The 19,022-nt window shown below is 55.0% G+C and carries 20 protein-coding genes; 11 read left to right on the plus strand and 9 right to left on the minus strand.

The annotated features are described in order from the left end of the window. The first annotated feature begins 122 nt into the window (after positions 1–122). Genes J4P41_RS12330 through J4P41_RS12340 form a run of 3 tightly spaced genes read left to right on the plus strand, consistent with a single transcriptional unit; the run spans position 123 to position 3,030 of the window. Positions 123–1,130 (plus strand): ABC transporter substrate-binding protein, encoded by a 1,008-nt coding sequence (locus tag J4P41_RS12330; protein WP_234930836.1) that lies wholly within the window; start codon positions 123–125, stop codon positions 1,128–1,130. Next, entirely contained in the window at positions 1,127–2,689 is a 1,563-nt protein-coding gene (locus J4P41_RS12335) for an FAD-dependent oxidoreductase (protein ID WP_426067357.1), read from the plus strand. Before J4P41_RS12330 ends, J4P41_RS12335 begins: the two co-directional genes overlap by 4 nt. Further along, the gene (locus tag J4P41_RS12340; protein ID WP_426067358.1) at positions 2,686–3,030 is read left to right on the plus strand and encodes a 4Fe-4S dicluster domain-containing protein; all 345 of its coding nucleotides are present in this window, start codon (positions 2,686–2,688) and stop codon (positions 3,028–3,030) included. The genes J4P41_RS12335 and J4P41_RS12340 overlap by 4 nt, the downstream gene beginning before the upstream one ends. 46 nt (positions 3,031–3,076) lie before the next feature. Here the strand turns inward: J4P41_RS12340 and J4P41_RS12345 are convergent, their stop codons facing one another. From J4P41_RS12345 to J4P41_RS12360, 4 genes are all read right to left on the minus strand, one after another. After that, on the minus strand, positions 3,077–4,162 hold the full coding sequence (locus tag J4P41_RS12345; protein WP_426067359.1) for an LLM class flavin-dependent oxidoreductase: 1,086 nt from the start codon (positions 4,160–4,162) through the stop codon (positions 3,077–3,079). Positions 4,163–4,327: 165 nt separating this feature from the next. Further along, the gene (locus tag J4P41_RS12350; RefSeq protein ID WP_023944607.1) at positions 4,328–4,933 is read right to left on the minus strand and encodes a nitroreductase family protein; all 606 of its coding nucleotides are present in this window, start codon (positions 4,931–4,933) and stop codon (positions 4,328–4,330) included. Between the two features lie 27 nt (positions 4,934–4,960). Beyond that, positions 4,961–5,689, minus strand: a complete 729-nt coding sequence (locus J4P41_RS12355) for an ABC transporter ATP-binding protein (protein ID WP_426067360.1) — start codon at positions 5,687–5,689, stop codon at positions 4,961–4,963. Further along, entirely contained in the window at positions 5,686–6,465 is a 780-nt protein-coding gene (locus J4P41_RS12360) for an ABC transporter permease (protein ID WP_426067373.1), read from the minus strand. Before J4P41_RS12360 ends, J4P41_RS12355 begins: the two co-directional genes overlap by 4 nt. 244 nt (positions 6,466–6,709) lie before the next feature. Between J4P41_RS12360 and J4P41_RS12365 the strand changes: the two genes are divergently transcribed. Together J4P41_RS12365 and J4P41_RS12370 are read left to right on the plus strand one after the other, a co-directional pair. Next, positions 6,710–7,648, plus strand: a complete 939-nt coding sequence (locus tag J4P41_RS12365; protein ID WP_426067361.1) for an aliphatic sulfonate ABC transporter substrate-binding protein — start codon at positions 6,710–6,712, stop codon at positions 7,646–7,648. Between the two features lie 45 nt (positions 7,649–7,693). Beyond that, the gene (locus tag J4P41_RS12370; protein ID WP_426067362.1) at positions 7,694–8,857 is read left to right on the plus strand and encodes an acyl-CoA dehydrogenase family protein; all 1,164 of its coding nucleotides are present in this window, start codon (positions 7,694–7,696) and stop codon (positions 8,855–8,857) included. 52 nt (positions 8,858–8,909) lie between these two features. On the opposite strand, the gene J4P41_RS12375 is transcribed toward J4P41_RS12370, so the two are convergent. The 5 genes from J4P41_RS12375 to J4P41_RS12395 are packed head-to-tail and all read right to left on the minus strand — an operon-like array spanning position 8,910 to position 14,044. Continuing rightward, the gene (locus tag J4P41_RS12375; protein ID WP_426067363.1) at positions 8,910–10,517 is read right to left on the minus strand and encodes a rhodanese-like domain-containing protein; all 1,608 of its coding nucleotides are present in this window, start codon (positions 10,515–10,517) and stop codon (positions 8,910–8,912) included. Then, on the minus strand, positions 10,514–11,110 hold the full coding sequence (locus J4P41_RS12380) for a cysteine dioxygenase (RefSeq protein WP_426067364.1): 597 nt from the start codon (positions 11,108–11,110) through the stop codon (positions 10,514–10,516). The genes J4P41_RS12375 and J4P41_RS12380 overlap by 4 nt, the downstream gene beginning before the upstream one ends. 14 nt (positions 11,111–11,124) lie before the next feature. Continuing rightward, complete coding sequence (locus tag J4P41_RS12385; RefSeq protein WP_426067365.1) at positions 11,125–11,931, minus strand: class II aldolase/adducin family protein; 807 nt, start codon at positions 11,929–11,931, stop codon at positions 11,125–11,127. Between the two features lie 19 nt (positions 11,932–11,950). Continuing rightward, positions 11,951–12,946: an NAD(P)-dependent oxidoreductase gene (locus tag J4P41_RS12390; protein ID WP_426067366.1), complete on the minus strand. Its 996-nt coding sequence runs from the start codon at positions 12,944–12,946 to the stop codon at positions 11,951–11,953. A 3-nt stretch (positions 12,947–12,949) separates the two neighbouring features. Continuing rightward, entirely contained in the window at positions 12,950–14,044 is a 1,095-nt protein-coding gene (locus J4P41_RS12395; protein ID WP_023944597.1) for an LLM class flavin-dependent oxidoreductase, read from the minus strand. A 141-nt stretch (positions 14,045–14,185) separates the two neighbouring features. Between J4P41_RS12395 and J4P41_RS12400 the strand changes: the two genes are divergently transcribed. The 6 genes from J4P41_RS12400 to J4P41_RS12425 form a co-directional block, all read left to right on the plus strand. After that, on the plus strand, positions 14,186–15,070 hold the full coding sequence (locus J4P41_RS12400) for a LysR substrate-binding domain-containing protein (protein ID WP_023944596.1): 885 nt from the start codon (positions 14,186–14,188) through the stop codon (positions 15,068–15,070). Between the two features lie 43 nt (positions 15,071–15,113). After that, complete coding sequence (locus J4P41_RS12405; RefSeq protein WP_426067367.1) at positions 15,114–15,854, plus strand: peroxiredoxin-like family protein; 741 nt, start codon at positions 15,114–15,116, stop codon at positions 15,852–15,854. Then, entirely contained in the window at positions 15,844–16,389 is a 546-nt protein-coding gene (locus tag J4P41_RS12410) for a flavin reductase (RefSeq protein WP_426067368.1), read from the plus strand. The genes J4P41_RS12405 and J4P41_RS12410 overlap by 11 nt, the downstream gene beginning before the upstream one ends. A gap of 23 nt (positions 16,390–16,412) precedes the next feature. Further along, positions 16,413–17,486, plus strand: a complete 1,074-nt coding sequence (locus J4P41_RS12415) for an ABC transporter substrate-binding protein (RefSeq protein WP_426067369.1) — start codon at positions 16,413–16,415, stop codon at positions 17,484–17,486. Continuing rightward, positions 17,486–18,481: an ABC transporter permease gene (locus J4P41_RS12420; RefSeq protein WP_426067370.1), complete on the plus strand. Its 996-nt coding sequence runs from the start codon at positions 17,486–17,488 to the stop codon at positions 18,479–18,481. The genes J4P41_RS12415 and J4P41_RS12420 overlap by 1 nt, the downstream gene beginning before the upstream one ends. After that, positions 18,475–19,022, plus strand: a 548-nt coding sequence (locus J4P41_RS12425; RefSeq protein WP_426067371.1) for an ABC transporter ATP-binding protein, incomplete at its 3' end; no start/stop codon positions are given. The genes J4P41_RS12420 and J4P41_RS12425, both read left to right, overlap by 7 nt.

Genomic DNA, 19,022 nt, shown 5'->3' on the forward strand with positions numbered 1-19,022 from the left:
AAGGGAACTGATTATCCATAATAACAAAATAAACCCATTAGTCTTAATCATTAGAATTTTTCGAAAAATGACCTTCTGATGATTGAATAAACATTCACTTTATAAGCATGAGGAGCAATTTCATGCTTCTGTCTTCGCCTCCCCTCAAACGGCGCCACTTTCTGGGTCTGACATCCGCCGTTGCAGGAGCCTCCTTTCTGCCACGCCCACTGGCAGCACAGACAAAAGATTTTTCCCAGATCACACTCAGAGCAGCCACTTTTAGAGGCGCAGATCAAACCCTTCTTAAAGAAACCGGGCTGGACGATTTCCCCTATAAAGTCAGCTTCAGTGAGTTCAACTCAGGAAACATCATCGCTCAGGCCATCAATGCGGATGCTGTGGACATTGGCGGCTGGAGCGAAATTCCAATGGTCTTTGCGGCAACATCCGGTGCCCGCATCTCCATTGTCGCAACGCTGGAAGGACCGACCACAGATCAGGTTCTTCTGGTGCCAGAGCACTCAACAGCAACATCCGTCAAAGATCTCAAAGGAAAAAGAATAGGCTATATCAAGGCTACGACGGCGCATTATTTCCTGATCAAAATGCTGGAGCAGCAAGGTCTCTCCTGGCACGACATCACCCCTGTCGCGCTTGGGATGAGCGAAGGACTGACCGCCATGAAATCAGGGAGCCTCGATGGATGGGCAACGTATGGATATGCCATCCAGATGCTGGAAGCCGATAAAACGGCTCGCATCCTCCAAAGCGCAGAACATATTCTTTCCGGCCATTATTTTATCGGCGCTAACCCTCTCCGTCTGACGGACCCATCGTTTTGCGCCGTTGCTGCGGATTATCTCAGGCGGGTCAACAAAGCCTATTCCATCCTCAGCAACGACAAACCGCGCTGGGCACATGCCGTTTCCCCCGTCATTCAGGTACCCGAACCTCTGGTGCTGAATTACCTTCAGAACCAGAACCGCTCCTATCACCTGCGCGCATGGCGTAAAGCCGACATTACCTCTGCACAGGACATCGCAAATACGTTTACCCAAAACGGCTTTCTTCCAGAAGGAACAGAACTGGAGCCCATTTTTTCGCCGGCTCTTTCAGATGCATTGGACCATCAGAGATCTGGTCTGTGAGACACGCCCCATCTCGCCGTCTGGAAACGGATGTTTTGATTATCGGCGGAGGGCTGGCAGGGTGCTGGGCCGCAATCACAGCTGCTCAGGCGGGCGCGAAAGTCGTGATTGTGGAAAAAGGATATTGCGGCACATCTGGCGTAGCCGCGTCTGCAGGGCCAGGACACTGGTTCATTCCCCCCGAAGGCACACTCCGGCGTGACGCCATTGCACGTCGGTTGGAAATGGCAGAAGGACTTGGGGATGCAGACTGGATGGAAACCATTATAGACCGGACATTCCGGACGCTGCCCACAATTGCCAGCCATTATCGCTACACTCAGGATGATAATGGGAAAATCAGATACCACGCTTTGCGTGGACCAGAATACCTCCGCGCCCTTCGCCAGAAAGCACTGGATAGCGGTGTTATTATTCTGGATCATAGCCCTGCCATGAAACTTCTCCGTCATGACGATGGCAGTGTTGCCGGTGCAACAGGCGTGTCCCTGAAATCAGAGCTGGATCAATGGAGTATCCGCGCAGGCGCAACTATTCTGGCAACAGGCGGATGTGCATTCCGCTCTCACTTGCTGGGGAGTTCAAACAACACTGGCGACGGACTTCTGATGGCTGCCGAAGCGGGAGCCTGCTTTTCCGGAATGGAATTCTCGGCGTTTTTCACAATTGTCCCAGCCACAACGACAATGGCACGGACCATGATCTACAGTTTCGCCAGATATTATGACGTGGCTGGCCATGAACTTGAGCGCCCGGCAAGCCCACACAATAATCACTTTCTTGCAGAAGTGCTCAGGACGGGGCCTGTTTTCTGTGACCTGTCACGTGTTCCTGATAACATCCGTAGCCAACTGCCGCAAATTTCCCCTAACGTCCCTCTGACGTTTCAGCGCCTCGGGATTGATCCTTTTACACAACGATTTCCCATTTCTCTTGTCGGCGAAGGAACAATTCCCGGCGTCGGTGGTATCCGGGTCACAAACAGGCACGCAGGCTGTGATGTTCCTGGGCTTTATGTGGCTGGCGATGTTGCTTCGCGAGAGCCCGTAACAGGCGCAATATCTGGCGGTGGGGCGGTTAATGCTGCCTGGGCACTGTCCTCTGGATGCATCGCAGCAGAAGCCGCCGTCGCCTACATACGCAAACAACGACGTTCCCTGAAAGAACCTATTATTCCATCCCCCGAGTATGAAACTGTCACCCGAGACCACAAGGCTGTCGAACGGGCTGTTCAGGATGAGATGCTCTCCCCTCATAAGCAGTATTTTCGAACAGCTTTTTCTTTAGAAAAATCTTCCCAGGCTCTGGAAGCAGCATGGCAACAGCTATCTGGTGACACCGTACAGAATACAAATGCACGCGCACAGCTTCGGCAGCACGAGCTGAAAGCCCTTGCGGCGGCTTCCCGCTGGTGTACCGCCAGCGCTCTTGCCCGCAAGGAAAGTCGTGGCATTCATTATCGGACTGACTCTGAGACCGCTGAGACACCCATGCATATCCTGAGCGGCGGCATTGCAAACTCGTGGACGCGCTCAGTGCCAGTGAAAGCATTTTCATGATTGAGCTGATCGTTGAAAGCCGTTGCACGGCCTGCAATACCTGCGTGGAGGTTTGCCCGAGAGATGTTTTAACCCCCGACGAAAGTGGCGTTCCGATTATTGCCTATCAAACAGACTGTCAGACCTGCTTCCTGTGCGAACTGTATTGCAGGGCAGATGCCATTTACGTTCATCCAGACGCTGGCCACGCCCACCCTCAGGACAAGGCTACCCTAGAAGCCTCAGGTCTGCTCGGAGAATACCGTCGAAATTCCGGCTGGGACGAATGGGCAGAGCATAAAGACCTGCAAAACCAGCATTGGCGTATGGAAGATGTTTTTAGACGCGCCAGATCGTCCTGAAAACTGGACAAGGGAAGAGATCTTCGCATCTCTCCCCTTTTTGTTTTTATCCAGCAATGCGTGACGACTGCGCCTCAAGGGCTGCAACTTTTTCCCGAACCAACGGAATAAGGTCCCGGCCATAAACCCGGGCATCTTCCAGTGGCTCAAATCCACGGATCAGGAAATTGTCGATGCCCAGTTTGTAATATTCCACCAGAGCATCTGCGACCTGTTCCGGCGTCCCAACCAGCCCTGTTGAATTTCCGGCAGCCCCGGTCAAACTGGCCACACCCGTCCAGAGACGTTCATCCTGCCTGCGGGACGTTGCGGTCTCAAGCAGACGGCGAGACCCATCATTCGGCGGCTGGTGCCCTGTCACTGGCAATCCCGCCTGCTCACGAGCCGCACGAACAAGGTTTTCAATTTCCTCAGCCCGCTGCCAGGCCGCCTCTTCAGTATCCGCAATAACCGGCCGCAGAGACAGGGAAAAACCGATCTTCCGGCCATGACGTGCTGCGGAGGATCTCACCCGACTGACGATTTCGCGGGTTGCGTCCAGCGTCTCCCCCCACGTCGCATAAACATCTGCGTGCTTCCCTGCGACGTCGAGCGCTTCCGCAGACGTTCCTCCAAAGAAAACCGGCAGGTTTTGCGGATGAATGGAACTCTGCGCCTGACGGATATGATAGAAACGACCATCGTGATCGAAAGGCGCAGCAGAACTCCATTCCTGCTTCAGAATATCGAGATATTCATCGCTGCGGATATAACGCTCCGCCTTGGTTGTCCCGACATCTCCATCCCGGGCCATTTCGGAATCCGCGCCCCCCGTGATGATATGAACAGCCACGCGCCCCTGGGAAAGTTGATCAAGCGTTGCGAGCTGCCGCGCGGCAAGCGTAGGCTGCGTAAAACCCGGACGATGCGCAACAAGAAAGCCCAGCCGACTGGTTAAAGCCGCACCATACGCAGCAACGAGCTGGCTTTCAGGCGAATTGGAGCCAAAAGGAATCAGGACACGGTCAAAACCGCCCTCTTCCTGCACCTGAAGCGCCTGCTGAACATAGGAAAGATCCAGCGCGCGATCCCGGACGCCCGCATGAATTTCGGATCTGTTATTGAAACCAATATACCCGATGAAGTTAACCATCCTGAGTCTCCAGTTTTATCAGGACTTCATCGTAAAAGAAAAAGATCCGAAATAATCGCGATATCGGGAAAAGTCATTCATCAGCACGACTGAACGAAAAAACGCCTTTCCCGACACAGGAAAGGCGCCTCTTGCAATGTCAGAAACGGAAAAGGGTTGGGGCCTTTATTGCCCGTCTGGTCTGAAACGGCCCTCAAACGCAATAGTCTCAAGCGGCAGACGGCCAGAGGGTTGCTCCCGTTGCCGCAATTCCTCTGGCAGAACACCGGCCTCTGCCTGCCGACCAATAACAAGAGCTGCATGGACCTGATACTCTTCAGGCAGTTCCAGCCCCGCATGGGCCAGATCACGATCAAAACCACTGATCGGATGAACCGCCCACCCTGCCTGTGACGCCTGAAGCTGTATCAGAACCGAAGCTGCACCTGCATCGAACGCATGAGTCGGAAGAGGAGACGGCTCCCCCGTTCTGCTGGAAATCGTGATTGTTTTGGAAACGATATAGACTATGGCGGAAGCATTTTCCGCCCAGCTTCGGTTGAACGGAATCAACCACGACAGAAACCGGTCCCAATCCGGTGTATTCCGGCGGGCATGAATAAAACGCCAGGGCTGGATATTGTAAGCTGACGGCGCCCAACGCCCTGCATCCAGAAAACCGAGCAGGTCTTGCGGATCAATGTCCGTCGGCTGATAGGCCCGGGGCGACCATCGATCGAGAATAACCGGGAGAACATTAGAGCCCGGTGCGCGATCAGGGGCAGTTGTCATGACATTAGCCTTATCAGAAATAGGAACTTACGCAGCATGCACGCCTAGCGCATCCAGCAATAGACTTCGCAGCCCTTCGAATCCCGGATCAGAGTGTCGTCGAGGACGGGGAAGAGTAATGGGAACATCCACACGGATGCGTCCTCGCTCAAGCACCACGGCCCGGTCCGCGAGAAGAAGAGCCTCATCAACATCATGAGTCACAAGCAGAACCGCGCAGCCATGCTTCTTCCAAAGATCTGCGACCAGTTGCTGCATTTTCAACCGTGTCAAAGCATCGAGAGCAGCAAATGGCTCATCCAGCATCAGAAAAGCAGGCTCTCTGACAAGTGCGCGCGCAAGAGCCGCTCGCTGCGCTTCTCCACCTGAGAGCGTTAGTGGCCAAGCGTTGCTGCGATGAGATAAACCGACTTCTTCAAGAACAGCATCCGCCCGCTGCCGAATAGCTTTATCTTCCTGTCCCAGAACAACATTCTTCCACACACGTTTCCATGGGAGAAGACGATGCTCCTGAAACACAACCGAGACGTCGCGCGGTCGGGTCACTGATCCGTCTGTCACAGGATCAAGCCCGGCAAGCGTTCTCAAAAGCGTCGACTTTCCGGACCCACTGTGCCCCAAAAGAGCAACAAATTCGCCCGGTGCAATCGCCAGATCCAGTTCATCCAGAACAGGAGGACCGTTGTTGAAGCGACGCGTGAGTCGCTCCACAATAACGGCTGTGCCGGCATAAACATCAGACTGTGTGTGAGTCATGCCGTACGCCCTTTTCGTCCATCCGGACGCCAGGCCAGCAGCGTGCTTTCCAGAAGGCGGACAATCTGATCAGACATCAAGCCCAGCACGCCGTAAACCAGAAGCCCGACAAGAATGATGTCAGTTCGCAAAAAGTCCTGAGCATCCATCATCATATGTCCGATGCCACTTTCCGCGTTCACCTGTTCAGCAACGACCAGCATCAGCCAGGACACCCCAACAGCGTATCGTAGCCCTGTCAAAAAATCAGGTAATGCGCCCGGGAGGTAAACATCCCGGATGGTCTGCCATCGGGACAGCCCAAGCGTGGATGCCATCTCCACAAGCTTCGGATCGATAGACCGAATGCCCTTATGCAAATTCAGGTAGATCGGAAACGTCGCTCCCAGCGCGACAAGCAGAATCTTGGGTGTCTCACCGATTCCAAACCACAGGATAAACAGCGGCACAAGCGCCAGTGCAGGCAACGTTCGCAGGATTTGCAGAGGCGCATCCACAATATCCTCCCCGATACGGGACAGTCCCGAAAGAAGCGCCAGAACAACCCCCACACTGATGGCAAGACCGAGGCCACTTCCGGCCCGCAGAAGCGAAACACCCAGATTGAAAGGCAACGTCCCGTCACGCACCAGCGTCCAACCCGTTACAGCGATCTGAATCGGGGACGCCACAAGTCGGGTGGAAAGTAACCCGGAGGAGCAGGCAATCTGCCAGAGGCAGACCAACACAACGGGAGACGCATAACGCCTTATGGAAACAAGCCTCCTCAAACTCAGGGTTTTCCCCTTGGATTCGGCAGTCTTGTACGATCCAGTCAGCGTAATGGCGTCTGACACCGGGCGTCCTCCCACAGGCAGCGATAGACGTCCACCTTCCCTATTCTACACCCGGATGTCAGGTAAATATTATAAATACCAGTCTTTGACGTGATTTAATTGTTCTTGAACAGCCCTGCCATCAGTCTGGAGACTTTCCTGCTGCGTGCAGGATATAGTCCCCGGTTCTGAACGAGTTGTTTTCATGGTCTCTGCAAGAAAATTCCTGCCCTTCATGGCAGCACTTCTTTTGGGCACCTCTTTCGCTCATGCAGAAGATGCTCTGATCGTCGCTGATCAAAAGGGTCAGCAAAAAGCCCTCCTTGAAGCCGCAGGACAGGACAGGAACTTGCCCTACACGCTCCGATGGACCGAATTTGAAGCCGCTGCGCCACTTTTACAGGCCCTGGCGGCCAACGCCGTAGATACGGGCATTGCAGGAGACGGGCCTTTCCTTTTTGCATGGGGGGCGCATCTCCCCATCAAGGCAGCATTTCTGGTGCCACCTAGAGGCGGAGGGGAATCTACGGCTGTAGTCACAGTAAACTCCTCCCCCATTCACACGGCTGCGGATCTGTCTGGCAAAAAAATAGGAACAGGCAAGGGATCAATAGGTCACTTGCTGCTACTGCGCCTGATTGCTACGGGCGCCATTCCCGCCCCAGCCCCTCATATCGTCTTTCTTGCACCTGCTCAGGCCAAGGCAGCCCTTGATACGGGGCAGATTGATGCCTGGTCCACATGGGAACCGTATGTATCTCTTGCGGTTGTCGAGAGCCATGCACGCAACGTAGTCGATGGCCGCGATGTCATGCCCAACAACAGCTTCTTTGTCGCGACCGATGAAGCTCTGGCCACAAAACGCGCGCAACTGGCAGATTTCTACAAACGCATGACAGCCGCCTACGCATGGGGAACGGCCCATCAGGCCGAATATGCCACCATTCTGGCACGCCAGACCGGTTTACCCCTTCCTGTCGCAACGGCCGTGGCCAAACGTCTGATTGCCGCTCCTGCGCCGTTAACGCCAAACGTCATCCAACAGGAACAGACGACGCTGGATGCCTATCGTTCCGGCGGTTTTCTCAAGGATGCCGGGAAGCTGGAAGATGCTTTCGATCTGAGAGTTTCCACCCTCCAATAAATACGTTTTAATATCTGCCAGCTCGAGGAAAGACGGAGAACCGCCATGGGTGAAAGTCCATTTTCCCCAACAACCAACACTGCCGCCACAGACAAGGTTCTCGACGAACTGGTTCAGGTCTTTGCCGAGCGCGCTCCACGGTATGATCACAGCGGCAATATCGCGATCGAGAACCTGCGTGATCTTCAGGAAGCAGGTTTCCTAGCACTGGCATTGCCAAAAGCGGTAGGGGGAGAAGATATTTCCCTTCGTAGCGTGACACGGATCATCAGCCGTCTTGCACAGGGTGATCCATCAACCGCCCTCATTCTGGCAATGCAGTATCTTCAGTCCGGCGCCTTTGCACAGTCGCCTCAATGGTCAGACGAGGTAAAGCAGGAACTGTACGAGAGCATTCTTCAGGAAGGCGCCCTCATCAACGCTCTGCGGGTGGAACCGGAACTTGGCACGCCTGCCCGCGGTGGCCTCCCCGACACGACTGTCAGCCGGAACGGTTCGACATGGCGCATTTCCGGACGAAAAATCTTCTCAACCGGCTCAACAGCCCTTCAATGGGGCGTTGTCTGGGCAAAAACGGATGATGCCGACCCCAAGGTCGGCCCGGTTCTTGTTCCACTCGACCTGCGCGGCGTGCGGATCGAGAAAAGCTGGCATCAGCTAGGGATGCGCGCAACGGGAAGCCACACCATCGTCTTTGACAATGTGGAAATTCCGGAGCGTTATCTGGGCCTGCTGGAATCTTCGCCCGCAAAAGAGAACGGTCCAGTCGCGATTGCGAGTTGGCATGCGATTGTCATTGCAGGCCTCTATAATGGGATTGCCGTCGCGGCGCGGGACTGGCTGATAGCATTTCTTCACAGTCGCGTTCCTTCCAACCTCGGAACATCCCTGGCAACACTCCCCCGTTTTCACATCCTGCTAGGCGAGATCGATGCTCTGCTTCTGTCCAATGAGGCTTTGATTAACCATACCATTACGATCTCGGAACAGGGTACGCAAAGCGATACCCGCGCCGGACTGGCCAAACAGGTTGTCACCGAAAACGCCATTGCCGCCGTCAGCAAAGCGGTCGCCGCTATCGGAAACCCCGGTCTGAGTCAGGACAACCCACTGGAACGACATTATCGCAACGTCCTGTGCGGTCGCGTCCACACACCACAGGGTGACAGCGCCCTTCTGGCAGCCGGGCGAGAGGCACTGAAGGTTTAGGCAAAAAAAAACCGGCGACCATGACAGTCGCCGGGAGAAGTCATCATCGTCTTCAGATGTTTTCCAGAACTCTGAAGCCGTGAGTTCCATCCTCCTCAAGCTGGGCAACCAGCCCGTACTCCCAGTCCAGATAGGCCTGCATCGCCTCTGCCGCATTGTCCGTGCCTTCATAAGGCCGTTTGTAGACATCATCCGGTGTGGAAAAGGCCTGCGAATCATCCAGCCCGGTTTCAAGCGCATAACCTGCCGCCTGCCAAGCCTCCGTTCCTCCCTTCAAAACACGAATGCGACGGCTTCCGCCAGCAAGATCCGGCGCTGCCAGATGAGCAGCAATACCATTCGGGGATACCAGAACGATCTCTTCAGCCCCACGAATGACCGGATGAGACACCAGATCCGGGCGAATCACGAACCGCGCACTTGGAATATGTCCCTTTCGAAACACCGGACTCGTGGCAAGATCCAGCACCAGAACATCGCGCTCCTGAAGGCGCTCATGCAGTTCTACAGCAGAAATCGTTTCCACGTCTGGCAAGGGCTGTGAAAGCAAAGGCGCTTCCTGTCCCGTTTCAAATGGCAGACCATCCCATTTTTCCAGGACGTAAACTTCGTTCCATCCCAACTGCCTAAGCCAGTGCCCCGTCATTCTGGCACGAACCCCATCATCATCCGTCAGAACAATCGTTCCATGCCGGACACCAACCCATTCATCCGTTGCCTGCACAAGCTGGCCGCCCGGTGCGGAACGGAAATCCTTCAGATGGCCTTCCACGTATTCTTCAGGCGAACGGACATCCAGCCGATAAACAGTCCGCTCCGGATCAGCCAGAAACCTTTCCAGATCATCCGTCGTAACAGACCGAACACCGGTCCGCTCTGCCAGAAGTTTCGCACGCTCCCGCGCTGCCTGGTGGTTCTGCTCCGAAACGCCTGCTCCTTTACGGGCGGCACCATGTTCGAGCGAAAGCCCTTCCAGTGTCCAGCCAATCGTACCATTTCGAAGCGCAAAAACCGGGTTGGGGATTCCAGCATTGACGAGGGACTGCGTGCCAATGATGGATCTTGTCCGTCCAGCGCAGTTCACAATGACGGTTGTTTCCGGCGAAGGCGCAATATCCCGAACCCGCAATGCCAGTTCACCCCCCGGAACGGAACGGCCTCCTGGAATGGACATGACGTTGTACTCAATGAACCGTCTTGCATCGAGAATAACGAGATCATCGCCACGCTTGATCCTGTCATGAACCTCACGCGCTGGCAGGGATGGTGTGTGCCGGACATGTTCGACGAGTTCGCCAAAGGCCTTGGACGGGACGTTCACATCAATGAAGATCTCCCCCCCGGATCGTTTCCAGCCTTCCAGACCGCCCTCCAGCGCCGAGACGTCCGAATATCCAAGAGACTGGAGCAGCCGAACAGCTTTTGCCGTACGACCTTCCCCGTTATCATACACAACAATGGGGGCGTCCTTGCGCGGCACCAGCCCGGCAATGCGCTCTTCGATGCGTCCCACAGGCAGGTTGACGGCAAAGAGCGGATGCGCGGAGGCAAAAGGCCCTTCTTCCCGGACATCCAGAAGCGCAATTTCAGCACCATTTTTCAGGCTCTGCCGGACGTCTTCCGAAGAGGTCACGGGCAGAAGGTTTGTAATGCTGTTCATGCAGCCTTGCTCCTGGAACGATCCCAGAGATTGGGAACGTCCTCGCTCGAATATCCGGATATGAAACTCTTCTCGATGCCACTGGCCTCATCGTAAACGGCACGCGAAACACCGCCGATATTGGCCCCGTACACATGAATGGAAATGGACGTCTGATCTGCCAAGGCATTGGCCACAAGATGATAGTCGTTCACCCCAGGCGCCAGAAACGCGACTTCACCGGGTTCAAGAAAATCCGTTTCGCCTTTTTCAAAGCTCCCGTCCTCCCGGCGCGTGAACTGCGTTTCGCTTTCTTTACCCCGGAGCATTCCAATCAGCCCCCAGACGCGATGATCATGCAAAGGCGTTTTCTGTCCCGGCCCCCAGACGAAACTGACGACAGAAAACCGCTCCAATGGATCACAGTGCAGGAGATACTGGCTGTAGCGTTCCGGATGTGGCCGGGTATAGGTTTCGGGTAGCCAGTCATCGCGCGAAACGAGTATTTTCAGAAGCTCCGCTCCCGCTTTCTGGATCGATGCGGCATCGGAATGTGTCTCGAAAAGCCGCGTAAATCCGGAAACGAACTCCCGCAATGGCTCAATATTCGTCATTGATTTCGCAGTCCTTAATCGAGCAGATCTGGCTCAAGTGCGACGATCCAGTCCCAAAGAGGCTGGAACGAATAATAGGCACCTTGTGCCGTTCCGACCTGGCTGGCAGTCAACCGTGCAATATCCGGCGCGATAGGCTTCAGCGGTCCGGCGGCCTGCGCCAGAAGCTGGGTATGGGCGGCGTTGTCCATAGCCAGAAACCACCACGCCACGGCTTCAACGGTCGGTCCGGCGGTCAGAAGACCGTGGTTCTGAAGGATCAGAGCTTTCCGGTTTCCCAGCGTCGCGGCCAGACGGTCACCTTCATTGTCATCCAGAACCACCCCGCTGAACGGATCAAAAACCGCATGGTCCTCGTAAAAAGCGCAGGAATCCTGCGTGATGGGGAGCAATTCGGTCCCTAACGCGGAAAATGCCTTGCCATATGTGGAATGGGTGTGTGCCGCAGCGATCACATCCGGGCGCGCACGGTGTAAAGCGGAATGAATGGTGAAGCCTGCCGTATTGATCGGATGCTCCCCGATCAGGATATTTCCTTCATGATCCACAAGCTGAAGGTCAGAAACCTTGATCTGCGAGAAATGCACAGCCAGCGGGTTAATCCAGTACCGGTCCGGGAACTCCGGATCACGGGCAGTCACATGTCCGGCCAGCCCCTGATCGAAGCCATAGCGCCCGAAGAGCCGGAACGTCGCAGCCAGGCGCTGCTTCCGATGGAGGCGCTCTTCTTCAAACGTCGCTGCGGGTTTGCGCGGCTGAAGACGGTGGGTCCGTGCACGGACTTCCTGCAGGGACGAGATGTTATGCTGTGTCGCACTCATGAGGGTCTTCCTTGAGAAATCAGTATCCACGGCTCAGATCCAACCGGGCTTCCAGAGGCCGCCCCTGAAGGAAATTTTCGAAATTCCGGGTAATGCGCTGCCCGAGACTGGCCAGCACATCTGGCCCGGACCAGGAGATGTGGGGCGTCAGCCGAATTTTGGGATGGGTGTAAAAGGGGTGTCCGGCAGGAGGAGGCTCCGGCGCCGTAACATCCAGCGTCGCTGCTGCGATACGCCCGTGATTGAGACTGTCCAGAAGGGCTGTTTCATCTATCAGCTTTCCACGCGCCACATTGACGAGATGCAATCCGGGCTTTGCCCGCGCCAGAACATCCGCGCCCACGATCCTGTTCGTTTCTGATGTCAGCGGCAGAGCCAGCACCAGATGATCGGAGCGTTCAAACAGGGTTCCAAGATCAGAAACCGGCTGCACCCTTTCTCGCACGGCCTCCCCCTCCGCCCAGGCACTTCTGCGCCAGACGAGAACAGTCATGCCAAAACTCTGAGCCAACCGGGCAATTTCCTGCCCAATGGCCCCATATCCGGCGAGACCAAGCGCTTGCCCCGCCAGCGACCCCAATGGTGCGTCATGCTTGACGGCAGAAGCCTGCTGAACCCAATCGTCGGGAGAGGAAGGCTTGAACGTTTCAAATCTCTTGGTCTGAGCCAAAAGAGCAAGAAAGACGTACTCAGCAATTGGTCTGGCCGCATTGCCGCGACCCGTCGTAATTTCGCGCCCCTGAAGCAGCCATTCTGGAAAACCATCCACGCCAGCCGACGCAATCTGCACCCAGCGAAGCGAGGGATTCCAGTCAGCGGGCGGGGCCTCGGGAGCATTCCGCCATGCCACAGACGGACCTGTCAGCAGAATATCCGCCTCGCCCGTATTCCACGGCTCGGAAACATCCCTGCTCTGATCCACCACCTGGATACGCTCACCTAATCCAGAAAGGATATGGCCAATTTCCGGCCCAATCTGGTTAATGACCGTCAAGACTGTTGAGGCGCTTGCCATATCTCAGGCAACCTTCTGGCCAGAGAGCTGGTCTTCTTTTGCAACCAGTTCGCGAACACGCGGCAACAGGTCCCGCCCATAATCATAGGCATCCACCAACGGATCAAACCCGCGAATCAGAAAGGTCGAAATTCCCAGACGATAGTAATCCAGGAGGGCTTCGGCCACCTGATCGGGCGTTCCCACCAGCGAAGTGGAATTGCCCTTGGCGCCTGTCAAAGCGGCAATTCCCGTCCAAAGGCGTTTGTCTAACCTTGAACCTTGCTCGGCCGCAGCCAGCAGACGGCGGGACCCCTCATTCGGGATAATGGCAGAACGGGTATATCCCGTCTTTTCCTGAAGGCTCTTTGCCTTCTCGAGAATAGCCTCCGCTTTGGCCCAGGCCGCCTCTTCAGTTTCAGCCAATATGGGACGGAGAGAGAGCGAAAACCTCAGGTTACTGCGCCCTGCCTTCTCCGCCGAGGCCCGAACACGGGAAACCGTTTCACGAACCTGATCGTAGGTTTCTCCCCACAAAGCATAAACATCAGCCTGCTCCCCGGCGACGGCAATGGCTTCATCCGAAGACCCTCCGAAATAAACCGGAATAGCGTCTTTCTGATAGGGAAGCACGCGGGACTGGGCACCGTGCACAGTGTAAAACCTGCCCTGATAATCAAACGGCTCCCGACTACTCCATTCCCGACGCACAATCTCAAGATATTCACGGGTTCTGGCATAACGCTCCGCCTTGACGGTGTGATCCCCGTCAGCTTGGAGCTCCGTATCATTCCCACCTGTAATGATATGCACAGCCGCCCGCCCACGACTGATCTGATCCAGTGTTGCAAACTGGCGCGCCGCCAGAGTCGGCGCTGTGAAGCCGGGCCTATGCGCCACCATCAAACCCAGCTTTCGCGTCGTCGCGGCAACATGCTGAGCCACCAGAATGCTTTCGGGTGAATTGGAATGGAATGCGATCAACACCCTATCAAAACCGCCATTCTCATGAATTTTTGCGGCTGTTTCGATATGGACAAGATCAATGACTGGCCCGGTAGGGGAAATAATCTCGGAATGGTTCTGGCTGTTCACGAACCCGATAAATTCCACAGGCATGGCCGCCCCCTAAAAAGACTATAGTAAATTGTTGTATTGACAATATACTCATTTTCTTACGTCATAATTCAAGCAAGAAACGCAAATACAACACTTTTGCATGGTTGATTACAACCATGCCTCCAGCTACGGAGCGCTGCTATGTCCAACACGTCCCTTCCCCAGCGCATGGCACGCAATGTTCCAACCGAGCTTCTGCGGTCTTTCGTTGCCATCGTGGAAGCTGGTTCCATGGCACAGGCAACCGAGACAATCTTCCTGACCCAGTCTGCCCTGAGCTTGCAGATGAAACGTCTGGAAGACGTCCTCCAACAAAAACTGTTCCGCCGGGATGGGCGAAAATTGGTCCTAACGCCTGCGGGCGAAGAACTTGTGGCCTATGCAAGGCAACTCCTCGCCCTCAACGACCGAATCATGCACAAACTCGGAGATGTTTCAGAGCCGGAACCAATCACGATTGGTATGGTGCAGGACTTTGCTGACACCATTCTTCCGGATGTTCTCGCGCGCTTCCGGCTTGAACATCCTCGTTGCAGGCTGACCGTCCGCGTTGGTGGATCAGCAGAATTACTGGAAATGTTTGATCGCTCCCGGCTGGATATCGTGCTGTGCCTCGGCCAACATGGAGACCGGCCCAATTCTTCCTGGCGCATTGTTGGACATGACAGAATGGTCTGGATCGGAGATCCGGGCGTTCTGGATCAGTCTGAGATTCCCCTCGTTCTTCTTGAACCTCCCTGCCGGTTCCGTGAGGCCGCGCTCAGGACCCTCGCAAAAGCGCGCCGGGACTATCGTATCGTGCTTGAAACGCCTCATCTCCCCGCGATGCGCGCCGGCGTCCGCAGCGGGCTTGGAGCAAGCTGCAGGACGCGGCGTTTTGCTGCATCAGAAGGACTGTCCATTCTGCCAACGGGCATCCTGCCAGAAGTCCCGGAGATCGAAACCATTCTTGTCCAGAGAAACGGCTTGCCGGAAGCCGCTCAGGACCTTGCTGAACTCCTGACACAGGCAACCGCAGATCAATGACCGGACGCAAATGGCCACATAAAAAAAACTCCTTGGAAACCGCATGGGATTGTCCCGCATGGTGGGTCGATCAGGTCACCCTTGGGATCTTATGAGCATGAGCATTCTCTCTCCTTCTCTCCAAAGCCGCTATGAAGCCGTTGAGGCAGAACGTCGCAGAACATGGTCCCCTGACGCTCTGGCTGGGAATATCGCGCAGCGGGAAGCTCTTGTCCGGGCACACCCCGAAACGACGCATGTTCAAACAGGCGACGCTCTTTCGCCCTATGCGCTTGTGGACGCAGAAGGTGCCACAGTTTCGCTTGACGACCTGACATCTGCAGGACCAGCTGTGCTGGTATTTTTCAGGTTCGCAGGTTGTCCAGCATGTAATATTGCACTGCCCTATTATGCAGAGACGCTGGCACCCATTCTAAAAACCGCAGGCATTCCGCTGGTCGCGGTCTCCTCACAGCCTTTCCCAGAACTTGACAGTATCAGAACGCGGAACAGCTTACCTTTCCCTGTCCTGAATGACCCCCAGCTAACACTGTCTCACGCTCTGGGCATTACGTATCTTTTTGATGAGGCCGCACAAGAAGCCGCTATCGCCAAAGGAGGGCGAAGCGAAGCTCTGAATGGAACGTCCCGCTGGGAGCTTCCAAAACCCACCGTGCTCGTTCTCAGTCCCGGTCGCACCGTAAGCTTTATCGATATCTCGCCGGACTGGATGCGCAGGACCGAAACCCCTGTCATCCTGAAGGCTCTCGGACTTGAAAATAAAGACGTTTCTCATGCCGCATGACACCGCAGCCCTGCTGTCACAAACAAGCTTTGGCGCACCAGCCGTAAGTCAGGATCTGTTTCGGGAAGCCATGAGCCTACTTGGTGCGCCCGTGGTTCTCGTCACAACTGATGGCCCCGGAGGACGTCAAGGGTTGACCGTTTCTGCTATCAGCAGCGTCAGTGATACGCCGCCTACAGTGCTGGTCTGCCTTAACCGCAGCAACCGCTCCCATCAGGCATTTTTGAAGAATGGTGTCATCGGCATCAGCGTTCTGTCGCCCATTCATCATGAGTTGGCGCGCATCTTTGCCAGCCGTTCTGTAGAGCCTGATGCGAAGTTTGCACAAGGAAACTGGGTTATTGGCGATACAGGATCAGCCCTGCTCTCAGACGCCCTTGTCACACTTGATTGCGAAATTGACGCCATTCACAGCGCAGGTACGCATGATGTGCTGTTCTGCGCCGTAAAATCCATTTCCACCAGCGCAGATGCCGACCATGGACTCGCCTGGTTCTCCCGCGATTTTCACCATTTGCCCGTCAAACGGGCCTGATCGATTTTTCAGGATAACTGTCGATGTCCAATGCGTTTCATCCCTCACGCCGTACGGTCCTGACTGGCTCTCTGGCAAGTGCATCCGCTTTAAGCATGCATGGGCGCGCCTTCGCGCAGGCTATGGATCATATGGATATGGGAGGAGCACAAACGCAATGTCAGGCTGCCGGACCTGCAATCGTCGAACCCGTTCCAGGCCCCCCTCGCAACCTGACAATCGCGTGGAATGAAGCCTCGATCTGCACCGCAGCCGTCCCTGTGGCGCAGGAGAAAGGGTTCTTTAAAAAATACAATCTGAATATTGATTACGTAAATTTCGCAGGAGCGACTGACCAGCTTCTTGAGGCTCTTTCAACCGGCAAGGCCGATGGGGCACCGGGCATGGCATTGCGTTGGCTTAAGCCACTTCAGCAGGGTTTTGATGTCAAACTCGTGGCAGGGTTACACGCTGGTTGCATGTATCTCATGACGGCGCCATCCACAGGTATCAAAACGCTTGCGGACCTGAAGGGCAAGACCGTCGGCGTAACGGATATTGGCGGTCCAGACCGTAATTTCTTCAGCATTCGCCTGAAAGAAGCCGGGATCGACCCTGAAACAGACGTACAATGGAGGCAATTCCCAGCAGATCTGCTCCCTCTTGCTCTGCAACGTGGGGACGTTCAGGCTATTTCAGATGCCGATCCGTTCTCTTATCCCCAGCGACGCCAGTTCGGGCTGATTGATGTCGATAACAACATGAAAGATGAATGGGCGCATCTGACATGCTGCGTCATCGGATTACGCGGCAGTCTTATCCGCAATGAACCCAAGGTCGCTGCCGCAGTCACACGAGCGATTATGGAAGCTGGTGCCTGGCTGGCCTGCAACCCAGAGGAAGCAGCCACAATTTTCCAGCCTTATGCCCCTAAAGCAAATATCAAGGATCTGGCGGCCATGCTTCAGATGCAGGGACACCACCATCAGACATTGACCAGTAATTTCAGGCAAGAAATTGTCCGTTACGCTGAAGCCCTCAAACAAATTGGTGTTTTCCGCCCCTCCCTGAACACTGAACGCTATGCAGAACGTGTCACGCAGGATCTGTTCAGCTGATGAGCCATACACAGACTACGCGGGGCCACTCCGCTACTCTGACATCCTCTTCAGAAACGATAAAACCCAGATTCAGACTCACCCAACTCTGGAGTTGGACCGCAGGGCCTGCATGGCTGCTAGCCGCGCTGGTGACATGGAAATGGCCAGACGCGGACGATTTTCCTGCTACCCAGCAGTTCGCAATTTTTCTGCTGGTCATCGGTCTCGTTTTGGTAGCACTCGGAGCGACAGGACGACTGAAAGATCGTGCTCCCTGGGCCTTGGTTCTCGGAGTTGGATTTGGAGCATGGGAGCTTGTTCAAGCAAAGCTTCTGCTTCTTCCACGGCCGTTTTTCGGAACGCCGCAAGACCTGCTTGACGTTTTCCTGACAGACTGGAAACGCCTTGGAGACAGTCTCGTCCATTCCCTTCTTCTGCTTGCCGGAGGATACATCCCTGGCTCCATTCTCGGAATTATCGTAGGTCTTTCTCTAGGGCGCTCCCATCATGTTCGTTACTGGGTGCGCCCGGTCATGCGAGTTATTGGTCCCTTGCCGCCAGTCGCACTTTTGCCACTGGCATTCGTGGTCATCCCATCAACACGTTGGGCCGGTGAGGCTCTCATGGCACTTGCGGCAGGGTTTCCGGTTGCTGTTTTGACATGGTCCGGTGTATCCGCAGTCGATCCTGCCTATTATGATATCGCCAGAACAATGGGAGCGAAAAACCGCTTTCTGGTTCTGCGCATCGCACTCCCAGCCGCAACACCACAGATTTTTGTCGGACTGTTCATGGGATTAGGTGCGTCTTTCGCAATGCTCGTCGTGGCGGAAATGCTCGGTGTAAAATCAGGACTGGGCTTTTATATGCAATGGGCACAGGGATGGGCTGCCTATCCCAACATGTATGCTGCCCTGTTTGTCATGTCTCTCATGTGTACGACACTTATGACCGTGTTGTTCAAGATCCGTGATCATCTCCTCAAATGGCAGAAAGATGGCCTGAAATGGTAAATTCTACTCATCCAGAGCCCCCCCTTGGTCTGACATTATCTCACATTCATCACAGCTACGATTTACCTTCAGGTCCCCGACTGGTTCTGGATGATGTCAGCCTTGACGTAGAACCAGGAGAGTTCATAGCCCTGATCGGACCATCCGGATGCGGTAAATCTACACTTCTTCGACTGGTCGCAGGTTTGGAAGCCCCTGATGCAGGAGCACTACTCGCAGATGGCAGGCCAATTACAGAACCTGATCCCAGTCGCATCATCATGTTTCAGGACCCAACGCTTTATCCATGGCGTACAGTGCGCGGTAATATTTCTTTGGGTCTGGACATTCGAAAAGAAAAAGACCCCGAAGCGATTGATGCGGCCATTCGCCTTGTAGGCTTGGAAGAATTTTCCGGAGCATGGCCACATCAACTCTCGGGTGGGATGGCGCAACGTGTTGCGCTGGCGCGTGCGTTGATCAATAACCCTCGTCTTCTTCTTTTGGATGAACCTCTTGGCAAGCTGGACAGCCTGACACGTCTTGCGATGCAAACTGAACT

Origin of the sequence: Gluconobacter sp. NFX36 (genome assembly GCF_049887835.1) — a bacterium.
Lineage (GTDB): Bacteria > Pseudomonadota > Alphaproteobacteria > Acetobacterales > Acetobacteraceae > Gluconobacter > Gluconobacter japonicus_A.